The organism is Pseudomonas sp. NPDC088322 (assembly GCF_044740745.1).
Taxonomy (GTDB): Bacteria; Pseudomonadota; Gammaproteobacteria; order Pseudomonadales; family Pseudomonadaceae; genus Aquipseudomonas; species Aquipseudomonas shirazensis.
This window is the reverse complement of sequence record NZ_JBIURK010000002.1, coordinates 434,357-452,438: the sequence shown is the minus strand read 5'-3', so window position 1 is coordinate 452,438 and position 18,082 is coordinate 434,357. Positions and strand designations below refer to the sequence as shown.

Sequence of the window (18,082 nt, the reverse complement as noted above, 5' to 3'; positions counted from 1 at the left end):
CGGCGAGTACAGCCAAGCGATGCAATTGATCCCCTGGTCTCACGACTGCTCCGAAGGCTTTACCCTGCGCGGCTGGCGCACGCCGGCCAGCGGCAAGCCGTTGTTACACTTTCTGCATGGCAATGGCTTTTGCAGCCTGACCTATCAACCCCTGCTGATGCGCCTGGGTGATCACTTCGACCTGTGGCTGAGCGATGTGCAGGGCCACGGCGACAGTGACCACGGTGGAGTGTTTCGCGGCTGGAACCGCTCGGCTGAGTTGGCGGTGGAAGCATTCGAGGCCGGCCGCGGCGAGTACGGCGCGGTGCCGCGCTATGCGCTGGGGCACAGCTTTGGTGGCGTGCTGACTGGGCTGATCGTGGCTAATTATCCGCAATTGTTCGAGCGCGCCGTGCTGCTCGACCCGGTTATCTTCAGCCAGCGCATGCTCGTCACCATGGGCGCTGCCCGGCTGTTTGCCCTGCACCGCAGTCATGGACTGGCGCGCAAGGCGGCCACCCGGCGCAGCCACTGGCCTGACCGCGAGGCGGCTTTCGCTGCGTTGCAGGGCAGGGGGATTTTCAAAGGCTGGCACGACTCTGCGCTGCGGGCCTATGTCGAGCATGCGATCGGTGATTGCGGCGAGGGGGTGGTGCTCAAATGCCGGCCTGCGCGTGAGGTCGATATTTTCAGTTCGTCGCCGCAGCGGTTGTGGTCGAATCTGGCCAGGATCAGCACGCCTACGTGCATTCTCTATGGTGAGCAGACGTACCCGTTTGTAGTGGCGTCGGTGCAGCGGCTGGCTGCGCTCAATCCGCAGGTGAGCAGCCAGGCGGTGGCGGGAGGACATTGTTTCATGCAGGAAGATCCGGCAGCGGCAGCACCGCGGATCGCGAGTTTTCTTGATCATCAAAAGGTTTCAGACTCTGTAGCGATGCAGTAACCCTGGGTGATAGCAGGGTAATTGCCCTGTCAAGGCCGTCCCGGTATAGTGCGATCAATTCTCAAATGCGATTGCATCGCTCACAGGACTCCAGCGTTATGGGCTCGGCTTCTTCCCGCGACTTATCCGCCCATGGCGACATCCACGGCCTGTATGTCGAGCACCACGCCTGGCTCAAGCGCTGGCTGTGGCAGCGGATGGGCTGCCGCAGCGATGCCGCCGACCTTACTCAGGACACCTTCCTGCGGTTGTTGCGCCCCGCGCATCCGACCTGCGCCAGCCGCGTGCTTACCTGGCCACTGTTGCGCGCCGTTTGATGCTCAACCTGTACCGTCGCCGCTCGGTTGAGCAAGCCTGGTTGCATACCCTGCAACAGATGCCTGAGCAGTGGGCTGCGTCGGCCGAAGAGCAGTATCTGATCCAGGAAGCCCTGCAACTGATAGATTCGCTGCTGCACGGCCTGCCTTCGGTGGTGCGCCGGGCGTTTCTGCTGTCGCAGCTCGAAGGCCACAGCCATGCGGAAATTGCCATGGCACTGGGGGTAACGGTGCGCAGCGTGCGGCGTTATCTGACCCAGGCGATGGAGCATTGCATGCTGCTCGCCATGGCCGATGAGCGGTGAGCGAACGGCCGCTGGAGCGACACATCGTTCGCGAGGCCGCGCGCTGGTACATACGCTTGAACGGCGCCGAGCATAGTCCTGCACTACAACTCCGATTCGAGCGCTGGCGCGATCAGCACCCGGATCACGCGCGCGCCTGGCAGTTGGCGCAGCGGGTAAGTGAGCAGTGGCAAGGCGTTCCCGAGGGCGTCGCGTTACCCACCCTGGAACGAGCCGATGGGCTCAGCCGTCGTGCTGGCCTCAAGGCGCTGATGGTGCTGATGACCGCCGCTCCTGCTGCGCTGGTGGCCTGGCGGCAGACCGATTGGCTGGCCGATGAACGTACAGCGATTGGCGAGCAACGCGAGCTGACCCTGATCGACGGTACGCGCCTGGCCCTCAATACCCAAACTGGCGTGGACATCGTTTTCGATGCCAGCCAGCGGCTGCTGCGCTTGCGTGGCGGGGAGATCCTCGTTATCACGCACCCGGACAGCCTGAGCCGACCGCTATCGGTGCAGACCGAGCAAGGCATCATCCGTGCACTGGGCACGCGCTTCAGCGTGCGTCAGGAGGGCAACGACAGCCAGGTCAGCGTGTTCGCCGGCGCCGTCGCCATTCAGCCTGTGCAGGGCGGCAGCGACTTACACCTGAGCGCTGGGCAGAGCGCCCATTTCGACCGCCGTCAGGTGTCGAGCCCAGCGCCATTGCTTACCGGCGCTGGCGAGTGGGCCAGCGGTGTGCTGCGCGTCGAGCGGATGCCCCTCAACCTTTTCGTCGAAGAACTGAACCGCTACCGACCCGGCTGGGTGCGATGCGATGCACAGGTCGGGCAATTGCTGATCAGCGGCGCGTTCCTGTTGCGCGACACCGACCTGATCCTCAGCGCAGTGTCCCGGGCGCTGCCAGTGCAGGTGGTGTATCGCACGCGGTATTGGGTGAGTTTGCAGGCGCGAACCGTCTGAAAAAAAGTCTGCAACGCCTGTCCGCTTTGCCAGCGCTCGCGTGTCCTCCAGGCACACAGATCTTTTCGATTCGGAGTCTGCATGCCTTTGTCATTTCGTTGCTCACCAATTGCCTGCGCCGTGCAGGTCACAGCTCTGGCTGTGAGCCTTAGCGCCAGTCCCTCGTTGTTTGCCGCCAGCAACCTGCACTACACCATCTCGCCAGGGCCGCTGGGCCAGGTGCTGTCGAGCTTTGCCGCACGTTCGGGCATCAATCTCGCCATCGAACCGGCGCTGGTAGACGGACGCCAGAGTGCCGGCCTGCAAGGTGAATTTGCGCTGCAGGCGGGCTTTTTACGCGTACTGGCCGGTAGCGGTTTGCGGGCGGTTGATCACGGCAACGGCGTGTACGTACTGGCGCCGATCCTCCAAACGGACGCAGCGCTGGAACTCGACGCCACGCAGGTCGTCGACACCCGCTTCAGCAGCACCATTGGCGACGGACCAGTGCCGGGTTATGTGGCCAAACGCACCACGGTCGGCACCAAGACCGACACGCCAATCAATGAAATCCCGCAAAGCATTTCGGTGATTACCCGCGATGAAATGGACCAGCGTGGTGTACAGGATTTCAATGCCGCTGTGGCCTATACCCCCGGGATTCGCGCGTTGGACTACGCAGGCGGGCAAGGCGCCCCGGATATCTTCTTGCGCGGTTTTCGTGCCTTCAACCTGTTCGGTCTGTATCAGGATGGCCTGCGCACCGGCTTCAACCAGTACGACACCAACTTTGAAACCTTTGGCCTGGAGCGAGTCGATGTGGTCAAAGGTCCCGCTTCGGTGCTGTTCGGGCAGATGGCGCCGGGCGGGGTGGTCAACATGACCAGTAAACGCCCGCAGGAAACGCCGATTCGTCATCTCGAAGTGCAGTACGGCAGCTTCGACCGGCGCCAGCTGGGTCTTGATGTCGGTGATCAGCTCGATAACGACGGCACCCTGTTCGGTCGGCTGGTCCTGCTACAGCGCGAGAGCGACACCCAGGTCAGGCACGCCCCAGATGACCGCACTTATGTAGCGCCGTCCCTCACCTGGAAACCCGACGATGCCAATACGCTGACGCTGCTTGGCAGTTACAGCAAGAGCCGTACGGGTGGCTCGGAGCAGAGTTTTCCGTTGATTGGTACCGTGCGCAAAAGCCCCTATGGCCATATTGATTCAGACACCGACCTGGGCTGGAAGGGCAGCTATTACCACAGCGAAAACACGGTCATCGGCGTGCAGTACGAGCATCAGTTCGACAATGGCTGGAAGCTGCAGCAAAACCTGCGCTACATGCATTCCAATGTTGGTTACCTGTCCAGTGGTCCTGATGTGGTACTCAACGCCGACGGCCGTACCCAGGACATCGGTTTGCAACTGCGGCCCAAAAACAGCGATACCTTCCTCATTGACAATCATCTGCAGGGGCTGGTCGACACGGGTCCGTTGCAGCATATCTTGCTGGCCGGTCTGGATTATTCGCACTACAAGGCCCGCGAAACGCGCCGTAACGGCGACCCCGATCCTGAGGTCGAGATGATCGATCTGTATCGCCCGGTCTACGGTGGTGGGGCCATCTGGTACGACCCTTTGCAGCGCTCTACCGAAACCCGTTTGCAACAGGTCGGGCTGTACCTGCAGGATCAGATCAAGCTCGACCGCTGGGCGCTGACCCTGGGTGGCCGTCAGGATTGGTCCACCGCCTGGGAGGAGGGCTTGTACTTCGGTACAGAGCAGGTCGATACCGTGCAGCGTGACCGCAAATTCACCGGCCGCGTGGGCCTTGCCTACCTGTTCGACAATGGCATCGCACCCTATGCCAGCTACAGCACTTCGTTTCAGCCCAACCCGGAAGCCTACCGTGACGGCACGCTGTTCGAGCCGACTGAAGGCCGCCAGTACGAGATTGGCGTTAAGTACCAGCCGCCCGGTTATGACGCTTTCATCACCGTTTCGGCGTTTGATCTGGTGCAGACGAATGTCTCCACCACCGATCCGGTCAATCCCGGTTTCTCGGTGCAGAGCGGCGAAGTGCGTTCACGTGGCATCGAGCTGGAAGGCAAGGCCAGCCTCAGCCATGAGCTGAACGTGCTGGCGTCCTACGCTTACCTGGACGCCGAGATCACCCAGGACAACAGGTTCGAGGGCAACGCGCCGCGGGCGACTGCGCGCAATACCGCCAGCCTCTGGCTCGACTACACGATCGCAGACGGTGCGCTCAAAGGCGTAGGTATGGGGCTTGGACAGCGCTATGTTGGCTCGTCATATAACGTGCAGCACACCGTGAAGACGCCCCATTACCTGCTGACCGACGTCACCTTGCGTTACGACCTGGCGGGTATCGGGCTGGACGGTATGAGGGGGTCGGTTACGGCCGGCAACCTGTTCGACAAGCACTACTTCCAGCCAGGCTTTTACGAAGACTCGGTGCTTTACGGCAACCGGCGCAACGTGATTGCCAGCCTGAGCTACGACTGGTAATCGGCGCTGGCCCGGAGCCCTTTCAGGCGGGGCTGACGCAATCAGTGTGCCTGCCCAGATTGTTTTTTACGCAAGGCAGCCGCCACCTCGGCCTCGATCGCGTAGGCCGGGGCTTCCAGCTCGTTGTAGTTGCGCGTGTAGCGCCGGGCGAACTCGCTGACGCCCAGCTCTTGATACTGCTGTACATGCTTGAGCTCATGGGCCCACAGCGCGACATTGTTCTCGGCATCGCTGGCATGGCGAAAGATCACCGTGTCGATCAAGGTCACCGCGTTCACATCGGGGTTTTGCAGCAGGGCATTGGCGGCGCTGACCTGCTGTTGGTCACCGACCCGGTAGCGCACGGCGTCGAGCACGGCAAAGTCGTACCAGGCGTCTAACTGAACGCGGATATGCAGCGGGATCGGCTCGGTGCCGAGTGCGGTGGCGTCGGCCTGAGCTTGTTGCAGGGCGAAGACCAGGCTGCTTGAGGCCATGTGTTCGACGTCCTGCAGGATCTGCCCAGCCTGGCCGGGGTCGAAGGGGGTGCAGAAACAACCCATCAAGCACACTTGATACTGGCCCGCCGGGCAGGTGTCTGCGGCAGCTGCAGGTCGGGCCAGGGCCAGGGTGAGCCACAGCAGCAGGGCAGGCCTCAAGCGAGCACCTTGGCGACCAGGCTGCGGCTGGCCTGCAGCAGTTCGCTTTGCACGGTTTCGCTGGCCAGCATGCGCCCGACCACCACCGCGCCGACACATTGGCTGATCAAGGCCCAGGCCAGTTCAGGATCATCCAGGGTCTCGCTCCAGGCTGCATGCAATACGACCAACCAGTGCTCTGTCTCCTGGCGTACGGTTTGGTCGGCGCGGGCGATCTCCACCGCCAGTGGCGGCAGCGGGCAGCCTTGTTCGGCGTTATGCAGATGGGCCAGGCTCAGGTACTGCTCCAGGCAGCGGGCCAGACGCTGGCGTTCGGCGCCGCGCGCGGCCAGGCGGGCGAGGGGGCTGTTGCTCAGCTCACGGCGAACGATCTCGCTGAACAGGTCGTCCTTGCACGGGAAGTGGTTGTAGAACGCGCCGCCGGTGAGGCCAATAGCTTTCATCAAATCAGCCACGCCGGTGCTGGCGAAGCCGCCGCGCTTGGCCAGTGCGCCGCTGCTGGCGATGAGTTTTTCGCGGGTCTGCAGTTTGTGTTCAGTGGAGTAGCGCATCCAGATGATCTCCGCGCCCGGGCTTGACGGTGGTCGGATCATAACATAGCGTTCGTTTACTGAATGATCGTTCACCAATGGAGGTGGCCGTGGCGGAACAAGACAAGGTGGTGCTGGTGATTGGTGCCGGCGATGCGACCGGCGGAGCCATTGCCAAGCGCTTTGCCCGCGAGGGTTATATCGCCTGTGTGACCCGTCGCGACGCGGCCAAGCTGCAGCCGTTGCTGGGCGAGATCAATGCCGAGGGTGGCCGGGCGCATGGCTTTGGCTCCGATGCGCGCAGCGAGGAGGACGTCGCCAGACTGATCGAAACCATCGAGCGCGATATCGGCCCGATCGAAGCTTTCGTGTTCAATATCGGCGCCAATGTGCCGTGCAGCATCCTCGATGAAACCCCGCGCAAGTTCTACAAGATTTGGGAGATGGCTTGCTTTGCTGGTTTTCTGACCGCTCAGGCAGTAGCCAGGCGCATGGTCACTCGCGAGCGCGGCAGCATCATCTTTACCGGCGCCACCGCCGGCACCCGTGGCGCGGCGGGGTTTGCCGCGTTCGCCACCGCCAAGCATGGCCTGCGGGCGCTGGCGCAGAGCATGGCGCGGGAGCTGGGGCCGCGTAATATCCATGTTGCCCATGCAGTGGTCGATGGGGCCATCGACACCGCGTTCATTCGCGACAACTTCCCTGAACGGTATGCGCAAAAAGACCAGGACGGCATCCTCGACCCTGCGCACATTGCCGACAGTTACTGGTTTTTGCATGCCCAGCCCCGGGATGCCTGGACCTTCGAGCTGGACCTGCGGCCGTGGATCGAACGCTGGTAAAACTGCCCTGCAAAGGATCGAGCGATGAGTAAATCCGTGGAGTTTTTCTTCGACCTCGGCAGCCCAGCCAGTTATCTGGCCTGGACGCAACTGCCCGAGCTATGTGCGCGCCATGCTGTGCAACTGGTCTATCGGCCGATGCTGTTGGGGGGCGTGTTCCAGGCGACCGGCAACGCATCGCCAGTCATGGTCCCGGCCAAGGGCCGCTACATGATGCTCGACCTGCAGCGGTTCGCGCAGCGCTATGGCGTGGCATTCGGGCTGCCAGCTGGCTTTCCGCTCAATACCCTGGGGTTGATGCGCGGGGTGACGGGCATGCAATTGCAGGCACCTGAGCGCTTTGAGGCCTTGCTTGCTTTGCTGTTCAACGCACTTTGGGCAGAGCAACGCGCACTGGGCGATGCGCAGGTGTTGGAGCAGACGTTGGCTGCTGGCGGTTTCGATCCACAGCAGTTCGCCGAGCTGGCAGCGCAAGTCGAGGTCAAACAGGCATTGAAAGCGGCAACCGAGGAAGCAGTTACGCGCGGCGTATTTGGCGCGCCGACCTGTTTTGTCGAGGGGCAGATGTTCTTTGGTCAGGACCGGTTGGACTTTGTCGAACAGGCCTTGCGCTAGCTATCCAGGCCTAGCAGTAGCTCAATCTGTCGGCGCTCCCAGATGCTTAGCAGCTCGACCGGGTTGGTGCCGTAGCGCTGCCAGCTGTCACCGTTGCTGCTGACACCTTGCGGGTTGCAGCAGCTGGCGCAGTGGGCGAGGCCTTCGGGATCGATGATCAAACTCAGTTGCCAGCCGCCGCTGCTGACTTCGATCAGGTCTGGGCGCGGGCGCGCACAGACCTGCAACGGCTCCACCCCCATCGCAACATCACGCAGGCATTGGTATACCTCACGGCTGCTGGGCGCGCGCATGCTGTCGATCAGAAGTTGGCCGGGGTGTTGGCGCTGATGATCTCAGCCTCGTCCTGGCCGATGTTCTTGAAGCTGTGGGCCAGGGTAGTGGGAATGTAGTAACCATCGCCGGCATTGAGCACGCTGACCTGGCCGTCTACCCACAGCTCAATGGTGCCGCGGGTAACCAGGCCGCATTCTTCGCCTTCGGCATGCACGATCGGCTCGCCGGAATCGGCGCCAGGCGCATACAACTCACGCAGCATACGCATCTGCCGGCCTTCGACGCTGGCACCGACCAGCAGCATGCGCAGGCCGTTGCGGCCCAGGTCGGGCTGGTCGCCGCCGCGGAAGACAAAGCGCTCTTCGCGCACCGGGGTATCGAAACTGAAGAACTCCGCCAGGGACATGGGGATGCCTTCAAGCAGCTTTTTCAAGGAACTGACAGAGGGGCTGACGCGGTTTTGCTCGATCTGCGAGATGGTCGAATTGGTCAGGCCGCTGCGGCGAGCCAGTTCTCGTTGCGAGAGGCCGTTGCGTTCACGCACCAGTTTGAGTCGTGTCCCCGTGTCCATTAGCCGCCTTGTCTGTACTGATGAGTGGTGTAAAAAATAATAAGCGACGCATTAAAACACACTCTTGTCAGCAACGCGCTGCGCATCTAAACGGCGCTGGTCGTGGTGGCTTGAGTCACGGCCAGCGCCTGCTGCAGCTTATTTGCCGTCGCGCAGCGGCCCCGGCCACATGCTTTTGAACACAGCATCGCGGCGGACCCAGGCGTGCATCAATGCCGCACCCAGATGCACCAGCACCGTGGCAAACAGCAGATAGCCAGCCCAGCTGTGTGCGCCTCGCAGCAGCGCATACAGCTGCAGGTCGTGCGGGGCAATGGCCGGCAACTGCAAGGGGCGTGGATAACCACCGGCCGAGAGCATCGCCCAGCCCAGCAGCGGCATGCTCAGCATCAGGCCATACAGGGCAATGTGCGAGGCCTTGGCGGCTAGCCGCTGCAGCGCGGGCAGGTCTGCCGGCAGCGGTGGATGGGGAACTGTCAGGCGTACAGCGATGCGCACCAGCACCAGCAGCAACAGCAACAGGCCGGTTGCCTTGTGCAGTTCCACCAGCAACGGATGGCGGGTCGACAGGTCGCTGACCATGCCCACGCCGATAAACAGCATGGCCAGGATCAGCACCGCCATCAGCCAGTGCAGCAACCGCGCGAAGGGGTGAAAGGCAGCAGGTTTCATGGCCGTACTCCAGTGTTGAGAGACTCGCGGCTACGCCGATTGAAGGACTCCGAGTAGGCCGCCGAGCGTGCTGCCAGGATCGGATCGGCAGTGGCCTGAATGCCGCTCGGCAGAATCAGCGGGTCGAAGTTGAGGTCACGGCAGGCGCCTTGCTCGGGGGCATCGACGGCATTGATCACCAGCGTGCCGGCATCGATGCTGCGCCGTTGCGCCGGCCACGGTTTGGACGGGTCTTCCAGCGGGTCGCCCGGCTCGGCCAGCACCAGGCGCAAGGTCCAGCGCAGTGGGCCCTGGCTCAGCCGTTGGGCGAGGTCGTGCTGCAAGAACAGCGTGTCGCTGACCTGTGCGGGGAGGGCGCTATAGGGTGTTTGCGGCTCGACCTGCCAGCGCACCGGCTGCTCTTTGCCCTGGCGGTCGATCAGGCGGAAGGCGTTGATGCTGTGGTATTGGGTGCTGGCGAAGCTGTCGCTGGGCTTGTATGAGGCCGCCCATTGGCGAAACGCCGCACTTTCCGGGTGCTCGGCAAAAAACGCCTGCATACGCGCCGGGTCCGGCTTGCCGGTGGCAGGATCCGGGGTCATGGCCAGCACCTGTTGGTAGAACGCCTCTGGGGTGCCGATTGCCAGTACCGGCGGGTTGTTCATGCCGGTGCGCCAGAGCTGGCCGTCGTCGGTGGCAAATTGCAACGCCATGCTTCGCACGGGCACACCGGTGTCAGGCGTGGCCGGGTTGGCGCCGCCAATGGCGAAGCGGCCGATCACTGGCACCCGCGCCTGCTCGAAGACCCGCGCGCTGGACAACGGCGCGGCCAGCCCGCTGCTCTCGAAGTAGCCGGTGACGCAAAGGCCTTTGGCGTGGTTCTTGCGATACCCGGGGTGGTGCCCGGCCTGGGCTTCGAAGGTGTCGATGATGCGTTGCGGGCTGAGTTTGGGGCCGCCGATCCAGCCAGCGGTGTAGGCAAACGCGCAGCCGGCGACGAGCAGGCCGGCGGCAATGGCCGTCAGCCGCCAAAGCTTGGCGGGGCCGTGCACGGGGGTGTTCATAGGCAACATCCGGATCAGTGAAGATGCGAGTACGACGGGGCGCGGTGCAACTTATTCCAGCCGCCCGGGAATAAATTTCGTGGCGCTGCGTCTGCCCCTTACACTGACTGCCCATGGGCCGGAATCACAGCATGCACGATCTCGACGACTCGCAATGGCGCGAACTGCTGCAGCGCCTGCGCCGCTTTGCCGTGTGGCTGACGCGCGAGCCGGGCAGTGCCGACGACCTGGTCCAGGCCACCATCGAACGCGCCTTGAGCCGTAGTGGCCAGCAGCGCGAGGCCGAGGCGCTGCGGGCGTGGCTGTTCAGCATCCTCTATCGGCTGTTTCTCGACAGCAAGCGCCGCGACCGGCTGCACCGGCGCTGGCTGGCCTGGTTCAGCGGCGGCCAGGAGATCAGCGAGCCGATCGGCGACAATACCGAAGACATCATCTTCGCCCAGGCCGACTTGCAGGCATTTGCCCAGTTGTCGGCCGAGCAGCGCGCGCTGCTGTTGCTGGTCAGCGTCGAGGGCTTGAGTTACAAGGAGGCCGCCGAGGCCTTGGCTATCCCTATCGGCACGGTGATGTCGCGTTTGTCGCGGGCCCGTGCAGCATTGCGCCAACTGACCGAGGGCAGCCCAGCGTCCCCGGCCTTGCGGAGATTGAAATGACACGCCTGACCCCCACCGAGCACGAGTTGCACGCCTATATCGACGAGCGCCTCGACCCTGTGCGCCGCGCTGAAGTCCACGCGTGGCTGGCCGCCAATCCGCAGGAGGCTGCGCGTATCGAGGCCTGGCGCAACGACGCCCGGCGCCTGCGCGCGGCTCTGGCCGGCTTTGGCGAACTGGCCCCTGGCCCGCAGCTGGAGCTTGGCCAGTTGCAACGGCGTCTGCGTCAACGGCATGTACGCCGGCTGGCGACGGCTGCGGCGTTGCTGTTGAGCCTGGGCGTCGGCGGCATGGGCGGCTGGCAGGCGCGGCAAATGAGCATGGCATCAATCGAATTGCCCATGGCCGATGCGCTGCAGGCCCATCGGTTGTTTGTCGGCAGCAGCGCTTTGGATATTCAGGCCAGCGACCCTGGCCAGCTGCGCGCCTGGCTGGGCAGCCATTTCAATCGGGTCGGCCAATTGCCCGACCTGGCCGGCTTGGGCTTTCAGCCAGTGGGTGCGCGCCTGCTGAGCAACGAGCAAGGGCCGGCGGCGCTGGTGGTGTTCGAAGACAAGCAGGGCGAGCGGGTCAGCCTGTTCATGCGCCTGCCCGGCGAGCACTTTGCCAAGATGCCGACCGGTCAACGCACCGATGGCCAGCTGGAAGCGCGCTACTGGTCGCATGGCGCCTACAACTTCGCGTTGGTCAGCGACGCTGACGATCAGCGCAGCGAGTCGCTGCGTGAAGTCCTTGGCGTCAGCCTGTAGCGGTTGCTGTCAGCCGCGCATCTGTTCGATCAGGTGCCACAAGCGCGGGTCGTTGAAATCATCGATAACCAGTTGCGCGCCGGCTTGCTGCAAGCGTTCGGCCGTCTGGGTGGTGGCTATGGCCACGGTGAAGATCCCGGCAGCGCTGGCAGCGGTTACGCCGGGCAGTGAGTCTTCAAACGCCAGCGCATGCTCGGCATTCGCCTGCAGCCGCTCCAGGCCGGTCAGGTAGGGCAGCGGATCGGGCTTGGCCCGCGCCAGTTCGTCGGCTACCAGCACCTGCGTGAAACGCTGGGTCAGGCCCATTGCGCCAAGCATGTGTTCGGCATTCAAGCGCGGCGCATTGGTCACCACACACATGCCGATGGCCTCTGCCTGGGCGTAATCGAGCAAACGCAGTAACCCAGGCAACGGTTGCAGTTCAGGGGCGAGCTCGCGAAACAGCGCTTCCTTGCGCTCCGCCAGCGCCTGGCGCTGCGCCGGGCTCTGATCTGGGAACAGCCTGGCGAATAGCTCACCGTTGGCCTGACCGCTGATCTGTTCATCGAACTGGGCCTGAGTCAGCTCGCGGCCGTCCTGCTCGTGCAGCAGTTGGCGGAAGGCTTGCAGGTGCAGCGTGTCGGTATCGGTCAGGGTGCCATCGAGGTCAAACAGCAGGGCGGTCAGCATCGGTTATCCATAAGCTTGAACATCGTGCGGGGAATCATAACCAATGCGCACGACGAAGGGGGCTGTTCAGTTTTAGCAGAAAAGAGTACAAATGTGCTCCATGGACAATATGACCCCCAAACGCCGCGCGATTCTGGCTTTTATCCGCGAGCGCATTACCGATCACAGCCAGCCTCCGAGCCTCGCCGATATCGCCGAGCGCTTTGGTTTTGCCTCGCGTAGCGTTGCCCGCAAGCACATCAGTGCGCTGTGCCAGGGCGGCTACATCGACGTCACGCCCAATCAGGCCCGCGGTATCCGCCTGGCCGAGCCTTTGCGCCGGCCAGAAATCCTCGAGCTGCCGGTCCTTGGCCAAGTCGCTGCTGGTGCGCCGATCGGGCCTGACCTGGATATCCACGAGCAGTTGCTGCTCGACCCAAGCCTGTTCCGGCGCACGCCCGACTACCTGCTCAAGGTGCGCGGCGAGTCGATGATCGACGACGGCATATTTGACGGTGACCTGGTCGGCATCCGCCAGCAAGGCGAAGCCGACGACGGCCAGATCGTGGTCGCCCGGCTGGATGGCGAGGTCACTATCAAGCGTCTGCAGCGCATCCCCGGCGGCTTTCGTTTGCTGCCGCGCAACCCGGCCTATGCGCCGATCGAGGTTGGCCCTGAGCGCGACTTCTGTATCGAAGGGGTCTTCTGCGGCCTGCTGAGGCGCGACTGATGGGCGCCGTGGTCGATCTGGACGGCCTGCTCGACCAGCGCCGAATTTGGCGTGGCCGGCAAACCCAGGCGCGCCCGCTCGGCCTGCAGCCAACCGGCCATGCCCAGCTCGATGAGCGCCTGCCCGACGGCGGTTGGCCTGCCGCTGCGCTGAGTGAGCTGCTGTTGGCCAGTCCAGGCTGTGGTGAATTGCAATTGTTATGGCCGAGCCTGGCCCGGCTCACCGCAGAGTCCGGGCGGGTGGTGCTGATTGCACCGCCGTTTATCCCTTTTGCGCCGGCGTGGCAGGCAGCCGGGGTTGATCTGCGCTGGCTGACCCAGGTCGAGGCTGCGCCTACCGATGCCTTGTGGGCTGCCGAGCAGTGCTTGCGCTCGGGCAGTTGTGCAGCGGTGCTGTGCTGGCCTGAACGGGCCGATGATCGCGCCTTGCGCCGCTTGCAGGTGGCTGCCGAAACCGGCCAGGCGCTGGCGTTTGCCTGCCGCCCGCAGCACGCGGCGCACAACCCGTCACCGGCGGCGCTGCGTATTGCTGTTGATACCCGGCCCGCACAATGGCGGGTGCTAAAGTGCCGCGGCGGCATGCCGCCTGCTGTGCCCATTGCCAGTCGCGGGCAGGGTTGATGCAGCATGTTGTGGGCCTGCATTTTATTGCCGCAGCTGACGCTCGACAGCGTCCTGCGTGAACGCGATGACCCGGATACGCCGCTGGTATTGATCGGCGGGCCGACTCAGCGCCGGGTGCTGCAAGCAGTCAACCCGGCTGCTGCCAGGCTCGGCTTGTGCGCTGGGCAGACGCTGACGGCCGCCCGCGCATTGGCCGATGGTTTCACCTGCGTTGAAGCCGACCCGGCCCAGGTCGAGCAGGTTCAGCAGTTGCTGGCTGCCTGGGCCTACCGCTACAGCGCGCAGGTAAGCCTGCATTATCCGCGGGCCTTGCTGCTCGAGGTCGGTTCCAGCCTGCAGTTGTTCGGGCCATGGCCTGTGCTCCAGGCGCGCCTGCGCGAAGAGCTGGATGCTCTGGGGCTGCGCCAACGCATTGTGCTGGCGAGCAACCCGGTGGCTGCTCGCATGCTTGCCAACTGTCATGACGGCCTTGCCCTGAGCGACGCCGACGACACCCGCGCGGCCCTGGCCAAGTTGCCGATCAGCAAGGTCGGGCTGCCCACCGAGGCGAGCGAGGCCTTTATGCGGATGGGCCTGCGTCAGCTCGGTGAGGTGCTTGGCCTGCCGCGTGATGCGCTGGCCCGGCGCTTTGCCGCCGGGGTGCAGCTGCATCTGGATCAACTGCTGGGGCTGCGCAGTCTGGGTCTTGAGTTCTACCTGCCGCCGGACCGCTTCGAGACGCGTCTAGAGCTCAACTTCGACGTTGAATCGCATCAGGCCTTGCTGTTCCCGTTGCGGCGGATGATCAACGACCTGGCGGCGTTTCTGGCCGGGCGCGACTGTGGCGTGCAGCGCTTCGAGCTGCACCTTGAGCATGTTGAGGGCCCGGACACCGTGCTCAAGGTCGGGTTGTTGGCCGCCGAACGTGATGCGACCCTGCTGTTCGAGCTGGCCCGCGGGCGCCTCGAGCCGCTGCGCATCACTGCGCCGGTGCGCAACCTGCGTTTGCTGGCAGCAGACCTGCCGGCCTTTGTGCCGCAGCATCAAGCGCTGTTCGACCCGCGCGCGCAACAGGCGCAGCCGTGGGAGCAACTGCGCGAACGGCTGCGCGCGCGGCTGGGTGATGAAGCGGTGCAGGGCCTGCGTGCCGAAGCCGATCATCGCCCCGAGTGCGCTTGGCAACTTGCCAGCCAAGGTGCGTCCGGGCCGCTGCAGGCTGCTGTAGATAGCCGCCCGGGTTGGTTGTTGGCGGCCCCTTTGCGCTTGAGCGAGGCCGATGTGCAGCTGTTGGGGCGAGCCGAACGGATCGAATCGGGCTGGTGGGATGGCGGCGATGTGCGCCGTGACTACTACCGCATCGAAACCCGTGAAGGCTTGCGCGGCTGGGCCTATCAAGACCTCGCCGAGCCTGGTCCGCTGTGGTTGCAGGGGTGGTTCGCATGAGCGCCGGCGGCTATGCCGAGCTGCATTGCCTGTCGAACTTCAGCTTCCAGCGTGGCGCTTCCAGTGCCGACGAGTTGTTCAAACGTGCCCGCGAGCAAGGCTATACGGCGCTGGCGATCACCGATGAGTGCACCCTGGCCGGTATCGTACGCGGCTGGCAAGCCGCCAAAGCGCACCAACTGCGGCTGATCGTCGGCAGCGAAGTACGCTTGCAGGACGGGCCGAAACTGGTTTTGCTGGTCGAGAATCTGCGCGGCTATCAGAGCCTGTGTGGCTTGATCACCCGCGCCCGGCGGCGGGTGGGCAAAGGTGAGTATCAGTTGTTTGCTGCGGACCTTGAGGCCAATTGCGAGGGCTTGCTGGCGCTATGGATACCGGATGCGGCTGACGATGCGCACGCCGCTCAGTGGCTGCGTGAGCTGTTTGGCGAACGGCTGTACCTGGCCGTGCACCTGCATCGTGGCGCTGACGACACTACGCGCCTGGCTCGTTTGCGCACGCTGGCTGCCCAGTTAGACATTCGCGCTGTGGCCTGTGGTGATGTGCACATGCACAGCCGTGGACGGCGCGCCCTGCAGGATTGCATGACCGCCGTGCGCCATCACTGCACGATTACCAGCGCCGGGCGTTACCTGTTCGCCAACGGCGAACGCCACCTGCGCAGCCTGGCTCAGCTCAACGAGCTGTACCCTGCAGACTTGCTCGAACAAAGCCAGTTGATCGCCGAGCGCTGTCACTTCGACCTGAGTGAACTGAAATACCAGTACCCACGCGAAGTAGTGCCGCCAGGGCAAACCCCGGCCAGTTGGCTGCGCCACCTGTGTGAACAGGGCCTGCCCCGGCGTTGGCCGGACGGCGCCAGTGCCGAGGTGCGCCAGGTCCTCGACAAGGAGCTGGCGCTGATCGAAGAGCTGCACTACGAGAGCTACTTTCTCACCGTGCACGACATCGTCGATTTCGCCCGCAAGCAAGGCATTCTCTGTCAGGGCCGCGGTTCGGCGGCCAACTCGGTGGCGTGTTTTGTGCTCGGCATCACCGAGCTTGATCCGATGCAGCATCATCTGCTGTTCGAACGGTTTCTCTCACGCGAGCGCAACGAGCCACCCGACATTGATGTGGACTTCGAGCACAACCGCCGCGAAGAGGTCATTCAGTACGTGTTCCGCCGCTATGGTCGCCACCGTGCGGCACTGACCGCCGTGGTCAGTACCTATCACGCGGCTGGCGCGGTGCGCGATGTGGCGCGGGTGCTCGGGCTGCCGGCCGATCAGGTCGATGCGCTGGCCAAGTGCTGCGGCCGCTGGACGGATCGCATCCCCGATGCGCAGCGCCTGGCCGAGGCGGGCTTCGAGGCGCAAAGCCCGTCGTTGCGGCGGATTCTGGTGCTGGCCGGCGACCTGATCGGTTTCCCCCGGCACCTGTCGCAGCACCCTGGGGGCTTTGTCATTTCCGAGCAACCGCTGGACCAGCTGGTGCCGGTGGAAAACGCGGCGATGGCCGAGCGCACGGTGATCCAGTGGGACAAGGACGACCTCGATATGGTCGGCCTGCTCAAGGTCGACGTGCTGGCGCTGGGGATGCTCAGCGCGCTTCGCCGTTGTTTCGATCTGCTCGCGCAGCACCGTGGGCGCCATTTGACCCTGGCTACCATTCCCAGCGAAGACCCTGCGACCTACGCCATGATCAGCCGCGCCGAGACCATCGGTGTGTTTCAGATCGAATCACGCGCGCAGATGGCCATGCTGCCGCGGCTCAAACCCAAGACGTTTTATGACCTGGTAATCGAAGTGGCGATCGTCCGCCCGGGCCCGATTCAGGGCGACATGGTCCACCCGTATCTGCGCCGGCGGCTAAAGCAGGAAGAGGTGACGTATCCGTCGCCAGCGCTCGAGGCCGTGTTCAAACGCACGCTGGGTGTGCCGTTGTTCCAGGAACAGGTCATGGAGTTAGCGATGGTTGCCGCCGACTACAGCCCTGGCGAAGCCGATCAGTTGCGCCGCAGCATGGCCGCCTGGAAGCGGCACGGCGGCCTTGAACCGCATCGCGTGCGCTTGCTCGAGGGCATGCTGCGTAACGGCTACGAGCTGGCCTTTGCCGAGCGCATCTTCGAGCAGATCAAGGGCTTTGGCAGTTATGGCTTCCCTGAGTCGCACGCTGCCAGCTTTGCCTTGTTGTGTTACGCCAGCAGCTGGCTCAAGTGCCACGAGCCGGCGATCTTCACCTGTGCCTTGGTCAACAGCTGGCCAATGGGCTTCTACAGCCCTGACCAGTTGCTCCAGGACGCCAGGCGCCAAGGGATCGAAGTGCGCCCGGTGGACGTCTTTTACAGCGAGTGGGACTGCACCCTTGAGCCGTTGGCCGGCGGCGCCTTGGCGATCCGCCTGGGCTTGCGCCAGATCCGCGGGTTTACCCAAGCCGATGCCTTGCGCCTGGCACAGGCCAGGCAGCAACGACCTTGGCGCGATGTCGAAGACCTGTGCCTGCGCGCCGAACTCGACAGCCGTGCCCGCGCGCGCCTGGCAGATGCCGGGGCGTTGCGCGGGTTGGCCAGCGATCGTCATCAGGCCCGCTGGCAGGTGGCTGCCGTGCAGGCGCAACTGCCCTTGTTCGCCGATATCGGCAGCGCAGGCGAGCAGGCCGTGGCGTTGCCAAGGCCAACCGTGGCGCAGGACCTGGTAGCCGATTACGCCACCCTTGGCACCACCCTTGGGCCGCACCCGTTGAGTCTGTTGCGCCCCCGTCTGCGCGCGCTGGGTTGTCGCAGTTCGGCGGAGCTGGACAGCGTCGAGCATGGCGATGCAATTGCTGTGACCGGTCTGGTGGTTGGCCGGCAGCGTCCTGGCACGGCCAGCGGGGTGACGTTTGTCACCCTGGAAGACGAGGCGGGCATGGTCAACGTTGTGGTCTGGCGCGACCTGGCCGAGCGTCAGCGGCGGGCGCTGGTTGGCGCCCAGTTGCTCAAGGTCAGTGGCCGACTGGAACACGAGAAGGGCGTCAGGCACTTGATTGCCCGGCGCCTGGAAGACGTCAGCCCGCTATTGCAAGGGCTGGACGTGCGCAGCCGCGACTTTCACTGAGGCCCG

At 64.0% G+C, this 18,082-nt stretch carries 20 protein-coding genes; 13 read left to right on the top strand and 7 right to left on the bottom strand.

Features of this window, described 5'->3' with window-relative positions; all coding sequences use genetic code 11:
* Positions 1 to 19: 19 nt before the first annotated feature.
* The 5 genes from ACIOAU_RS06375 to ACIOAU_RS06355 all read left to right on the top strand — a co-directional run bounded on the left by ACIOAU_RS06375 (position 20) and on the right by ACIOAU_RS06355 (position 4,987).
* Positions 20 to 922 (top strand): alpha/beta fold hydrolase, encoded by a 903-nt coding sequence (locus ACIOAU_RS06375; protein WP_401180726.1) that lies wholly within the window; start codon positions 20 to 22, stop codon positions 920 to 922.
* A 98-nt stretch (positions 923 to 1,020) separates the two neighbouring features.
* Entirely contained in the window at positions 1,021 to 1,239 is a 219-nt protein-coding gene (locus ACIOAU_RS06370) for a sigma factor (RefSeq protein WP_401180723.1), read from the top strand.
* Positions 1,239 to 1,544, top strand: coding sequence for a sigma factor-like helix-turn-helix DNA-binding protein (locus tag ACIOAU_RS06365; protein WP_401180720.1), 306 nt, complete (start codon positions 1,239 to 1,241; stop codon positions 1,542 to 1,544). The genes ACIOAU_RS06370 and ACIOAU_RS06365 overlap by 1 nt, the downstream gene beginning before the upstream one ends.
* Positions 1,541 to 2,488, top strand: coding sequence for a FecR domain-containing protein (locus tag ACIOAU_RS06360; RefSeq protein WP_101318806.1), 948 nt, complete (start codon positions 1,541 to 1,543; stop codon positions 2,486 to 2,488). Before ACIOAU_RS06365 ends, ACIOAU_RS06360 begins: the two co-directional genes overlap by 4 nt.
* A gap of 81 nt (positions 2,489 to 2,569) precedes the next feature.
* Entirely contained in the window at positions 2,570 to 4,987 is a 2,418-nt protein-coding gene (locus ACIOAU_RS06355; protein ID WP_401180717.1) for a TonB-dependent siderophore receptor, read from the top strand.
* Positions 4,988 to 5,028: 41 nt separating this feature from the next.
* On the opposite strand, the gene ACIOAU_RS06350 is transcribed toward ACIOAU_RS06355, so the two are convergent.
* Positions 5,029 to 5,625, bottom strand: coding sequence for a DUF4157 domain-containing protein (locus tag ACIOAU_RS06350; RefSeq protein ID WP_401180715.1), 597 nt, complete (start codon positions 5,623 to 5,625; stop codon positions 5,029 to 5,031).
* Positions 5,622 to 6,176, bottom strand: coding sequence for a TetR/AcrR family transcriptional regulator (locus tag ACIOAU_RS06345; protein WP_401180712.1), 555 nt, complete (start codon positions 6,174 to 6,176; stop codon positions 5,622 to 5,624). The genes ACIOAU_RS06350 and ACIOAU_RS06345 overlap by 4 nt, the downstream gene beginning before the upstream one ends.
* 89 nt (positions 6,177 to 6,265) lie before the next feature.
* On the opposite strand from ACIOAU_RS06345, the gene ACIOAU_RS06340 reads away from it, so the two are divergent.
* Both ACIOAU_RS06340 and ACIOAU_RS06335 read left to right on the top strand, forming a co-directional pair.
* A complete protein-coding gene (locus ACIOAU_RS06340) occupies positions 6,266 to 6,997 on the top strand; it encodes an SDR family oxidoreductase (protein ID WP_401180709.1) in 732 nt (243 codons plus the stop codon).
* A 24-nt stretch (positions 6,998 to 7,021) separates the two neighbouring features.
* Entirely contained in the window at positions 7,022 to 7,612 is a 591-nt protein-coding gene (locus ACIOAU_RS06335; RefSeq protein WP_150569458.1) for a 2-hydroxychromene-2-carboxylate isomerase, read from the top strand.
* Here the strand turns inward: ACIOAU_RS06335 and ACIOAU_RS06330 are convergent.
* From ACIOAU_RS06330 to ACIOAU_RS06315, 4 genes are all read right to left on the bottom strand, one after another.
* Entirely contained in the window at positions 7,609 to 7,905 is a 297-nt protein-coding gene (locus tag ACIOAU_RS06330) for a hypothetical protein (protein WP_401180706.1), read from the bottom strand. The two genes, ACIOAU_RS06335 and ACIOAU_RS06330, sit on opposite strands and share 4 nt — an antisense overlap.
* Before the next feature lie 8 nt (positions 7,906 to 7,913).
* A complete protein-coding gene (locus ACIOAU_RS06325; RefSeq protein ID WP_101318818.1) occupies positions 7,914 to 8,459 on the bottom strand; it encodes a cupin domain-containing protein in 546 nt (181 codons plus the stop codon).
* Between the two features lie 138 nt (positions 8,460 to 8,597).
* Positions 8,598 to 9,131, bottom strand: a complete 534-nt coding sequence (locus ACIOAU_RS06320) for a cytochrome b (protein WP_101318820.1) — start codon at positions 9,129 to 9,131, stop codon at positions 8,598 to 8,600.
* Positions 9,128 to 10,180, bottom strand: coding sequence for a catalase family peroxidase (locus tag ACIOAU_RS06315; RefSeq protein ID WP_101322997.1), 1,053 nt, complete (start codon positions 10,178 to 10,180; stop codon positions 9,128 to 9,130). The genes ACIOAU_RS06320 and ACIOAU_RS06315 overlap by 4 nt, the downstream gene beginning before the upstream one ends.
* Before the next feature lie 125 nt (positions 10,181 to 10,305).
* Between ACIOAU_RS06315 and ACIOAU_RS06310 the strand changes: the two genes are divergently transcribed.
* Complete coding sequence (locus ACIOAU_RS06310) at positions 10,306 to 10,827, top strand: sigma-70 family RNA polymerase sigma factor (protein ID WP_150569456.1); 522 nt, start codon at positions 10,306 to 10,308, stop codon at positions 10,825 to 10,827.
* A complete protein-coding gene (locus ACIOAU_RS06305) occupies positions 10,824 to 11,576 on the top strand; it encodes an anti-sigma factor (RefSeq protein WP_259074025.1) in 753 nt (250 codons plus the stop codon). The genes ACIOAU_RS06310 and ACIOAU_RS06305 overlap by 4 nt, the downstream gene beginning before the upstream one ends.
* A 9-nt stretch (positions 11,577 to 11,585) precedes the next feature.
* Here the strand turns inward: ACIOAU_RS06305 and ACIOAU_RS06300 are convergent, their stop codons facing one another.
* Positions 11,586 to 12,245 (bottom strand): HAD family phosphatase, encoded by a 660-nt coding sequence (locus ACIOAU_RS06300; RefSeq protein ID WP_150569454.1) that lies wholly within the window; start codon positions 12,243 to 12,245, stop codon positions 11,586 to 11,588.
* 91 nt (positions 12,246 to 12,336) lie between these two features.
* Between ACIOAU_RS06300 and lexA the strand changes: the two genes are divergently transcribed.
* The 4 genes from lexA to ACIOAU_RS06280 are packed head-to-tail and all read left to right on the top strand — an operon-like array spanning position 12,337 to position 18,076.
* Positions 12,337 to 12,954: a transcriptional repressor LexA gene (lexA, locus tag ACIOAU_RS06295; protein ID WP_178080761.1), complete on the top strand. Its 618-nt coding sequence runs from the start codon at positions 12,337 to 12,339 to the stop codon at positions 12,952 to 12,954.
* Positions 12,954 to 13,574, top strand: a complete 621-nt coding sequence (imuA, locus tag ACIOAU_RS06290) for a translesion DNA synthesis-associated protein ImuA (RefSeq protein ID WP_220633474.1) — start codon at positions 12,954 to 12,956, stop codon at positions 13,572 to 13,574. Before lexA ends, imuA begins: the two co-directional genes overlap by 1 nt.
* Positions 13,575 to 13,580: 6 nt before the next feature.
* Entirely contained in the window at positions 13,581 to 14,999 is a 1,419-nt protein-coding gene (locus ACIOAU_RS06285) for a Y-family DNA polymerase (protein ID WP_401180700.1), read from the top strand.
* Positions 14,996 to 18,076 carry an error-prone DNA polymerase gene (locus ACIOAU_RS06280; protein WP_401180697.1) on the top strand — a complete coding sequence of 1,027 codons (3,081 nt, stop codon included), beginning with the start codon at positions 14,996 to 14,998 and terminating at the stop codon, positions 18,074 to 18,076. The genes ACIOAU_RS06285 and ACIOAU_RS06280 overlap by 4 nt, the downstream gene beginning before the upstream one ends.
* The last annotated feature ends 6 nt before the right edge of the window (positions 18,077 to 18,082 follow it).

Excerpts from the sequence above, each read along its gene's own strand:
- ACIOAU_RS06375 (WP_401180726.1), top strand. The coding sequence starts at position 20 with ATGCAATTGATCCCCTGGTCTCACGACTGCTCCGAAGGCTTTACCCTG.
- ACIOAU_RS06370 (WP_401180723.1), top strand. The coding sequence starts at position 1,021 with ATGGGCTCGGCTTCTTCCCGCGACTTATCCGCCCATGGCGACATCCAC.
- ACIOAU_RS06365 (WP_401180720.1), top strand. The coding sequence starts at position 1,239 with ATGCTCAACCTGTACCGTCGCCGCTCGGTTGAGCAAGCCTGGTTGCAT.
- ACIOAU_RS06355 (WP_401180717.1), top strand. The coding sequence starts at position 2,570 with ATGCCTTTGTCATTTCGTTGCTCACCAATTGCCTGCGCCGTGCAGGTC.
- ACIOAU_RS06345 (WP_401180712.1), bottom strand. The coding sequence starts at position 6,176 with ATGCGCTACTCCACTGAACACAAACTGCAGACCCGCGAAAAACTCATC.
- ACIOAU_RS06335 (WP_150569458.1), top strand. The coding sequence starts at position 7,022 with ATGAGTAAATCCGTGGAGTTTTTCTTCGACCTCGGCAGCCCAGCCAGT.
- ACIOAU_RS06330 (WP_401180706.1), bottom strand. The coding sequence starts at position 7,905 with ATGCGCGCGCCCAGCAGCCGTGAGGTATACCAATGCCTGCGTGATGTT.
- ACIOAU_RS06325 (WP_101318818.1), bottom strand. The coding sequence starts at position 8,459 with ATGGACACGGGGACACGACTCAAACTGGTGCGTGAACGCAACGGCCTC.
- ACIOAU_RS06320 (WP_101318820.1), bottom strand. The coding sequence starts at position 9,131 with ATGAAACCTGCTGCCTTTCACCCCTTCGCGCGGTTGCTGCACTGGCTG.
- ACIOAU_RS06310 (WP_150569456.1), top strand. The coding sequence starts at position 10,306 with ATGCACGATCTCGACGACTCGCAATGGCGCGAACTGCTGCAGCGCCTG.
- ACIOAU_RS06305 (WP_259074025.1), top strand. The coding sequence starts at position 10,824 with ATGACACGCCTGACCCCCACCGAGCACGAGTTGCACGCCTATATCGAC.
- ACIOAU_RS06300 (WP_150569454.1), bottom strand. The coding sequence starts at position 12,245 with ATGCTGACCGCCCTGCTGTTTGACCTCGATGGCACCCTGACCGATACC.
- lexA (WP_178080761.1), top strand. The coding sequence starts at position 12,337 with ATGTGCTCCATGGACAATATGACCCCCAAACGCCGCGCGATTCTGGCT.
- imuA (WP_220633474.1), top strand. The coding sequence starts at position 12,954 with ATGGGCGCCGTGGTCGATCTGGACGGCCTGCTCGACCAGCGCCGAATT.
- ACIOAU_RS06285 (WP_401180700.1), top strand. The coding sequence starts at position 13,581 with ATGTTGTGGGCCTGCATTTTATTGCCGCAGCTGACGCTCGACAGCGTC.
- ACIOAU_RS06280 (WP_401180697.1), top strand. The coding sequence starts at position 14,996 with ATGAGCGCCGGCGGCTATGCCGAGCTGCATTGCCTGTCGAACTTCAGC.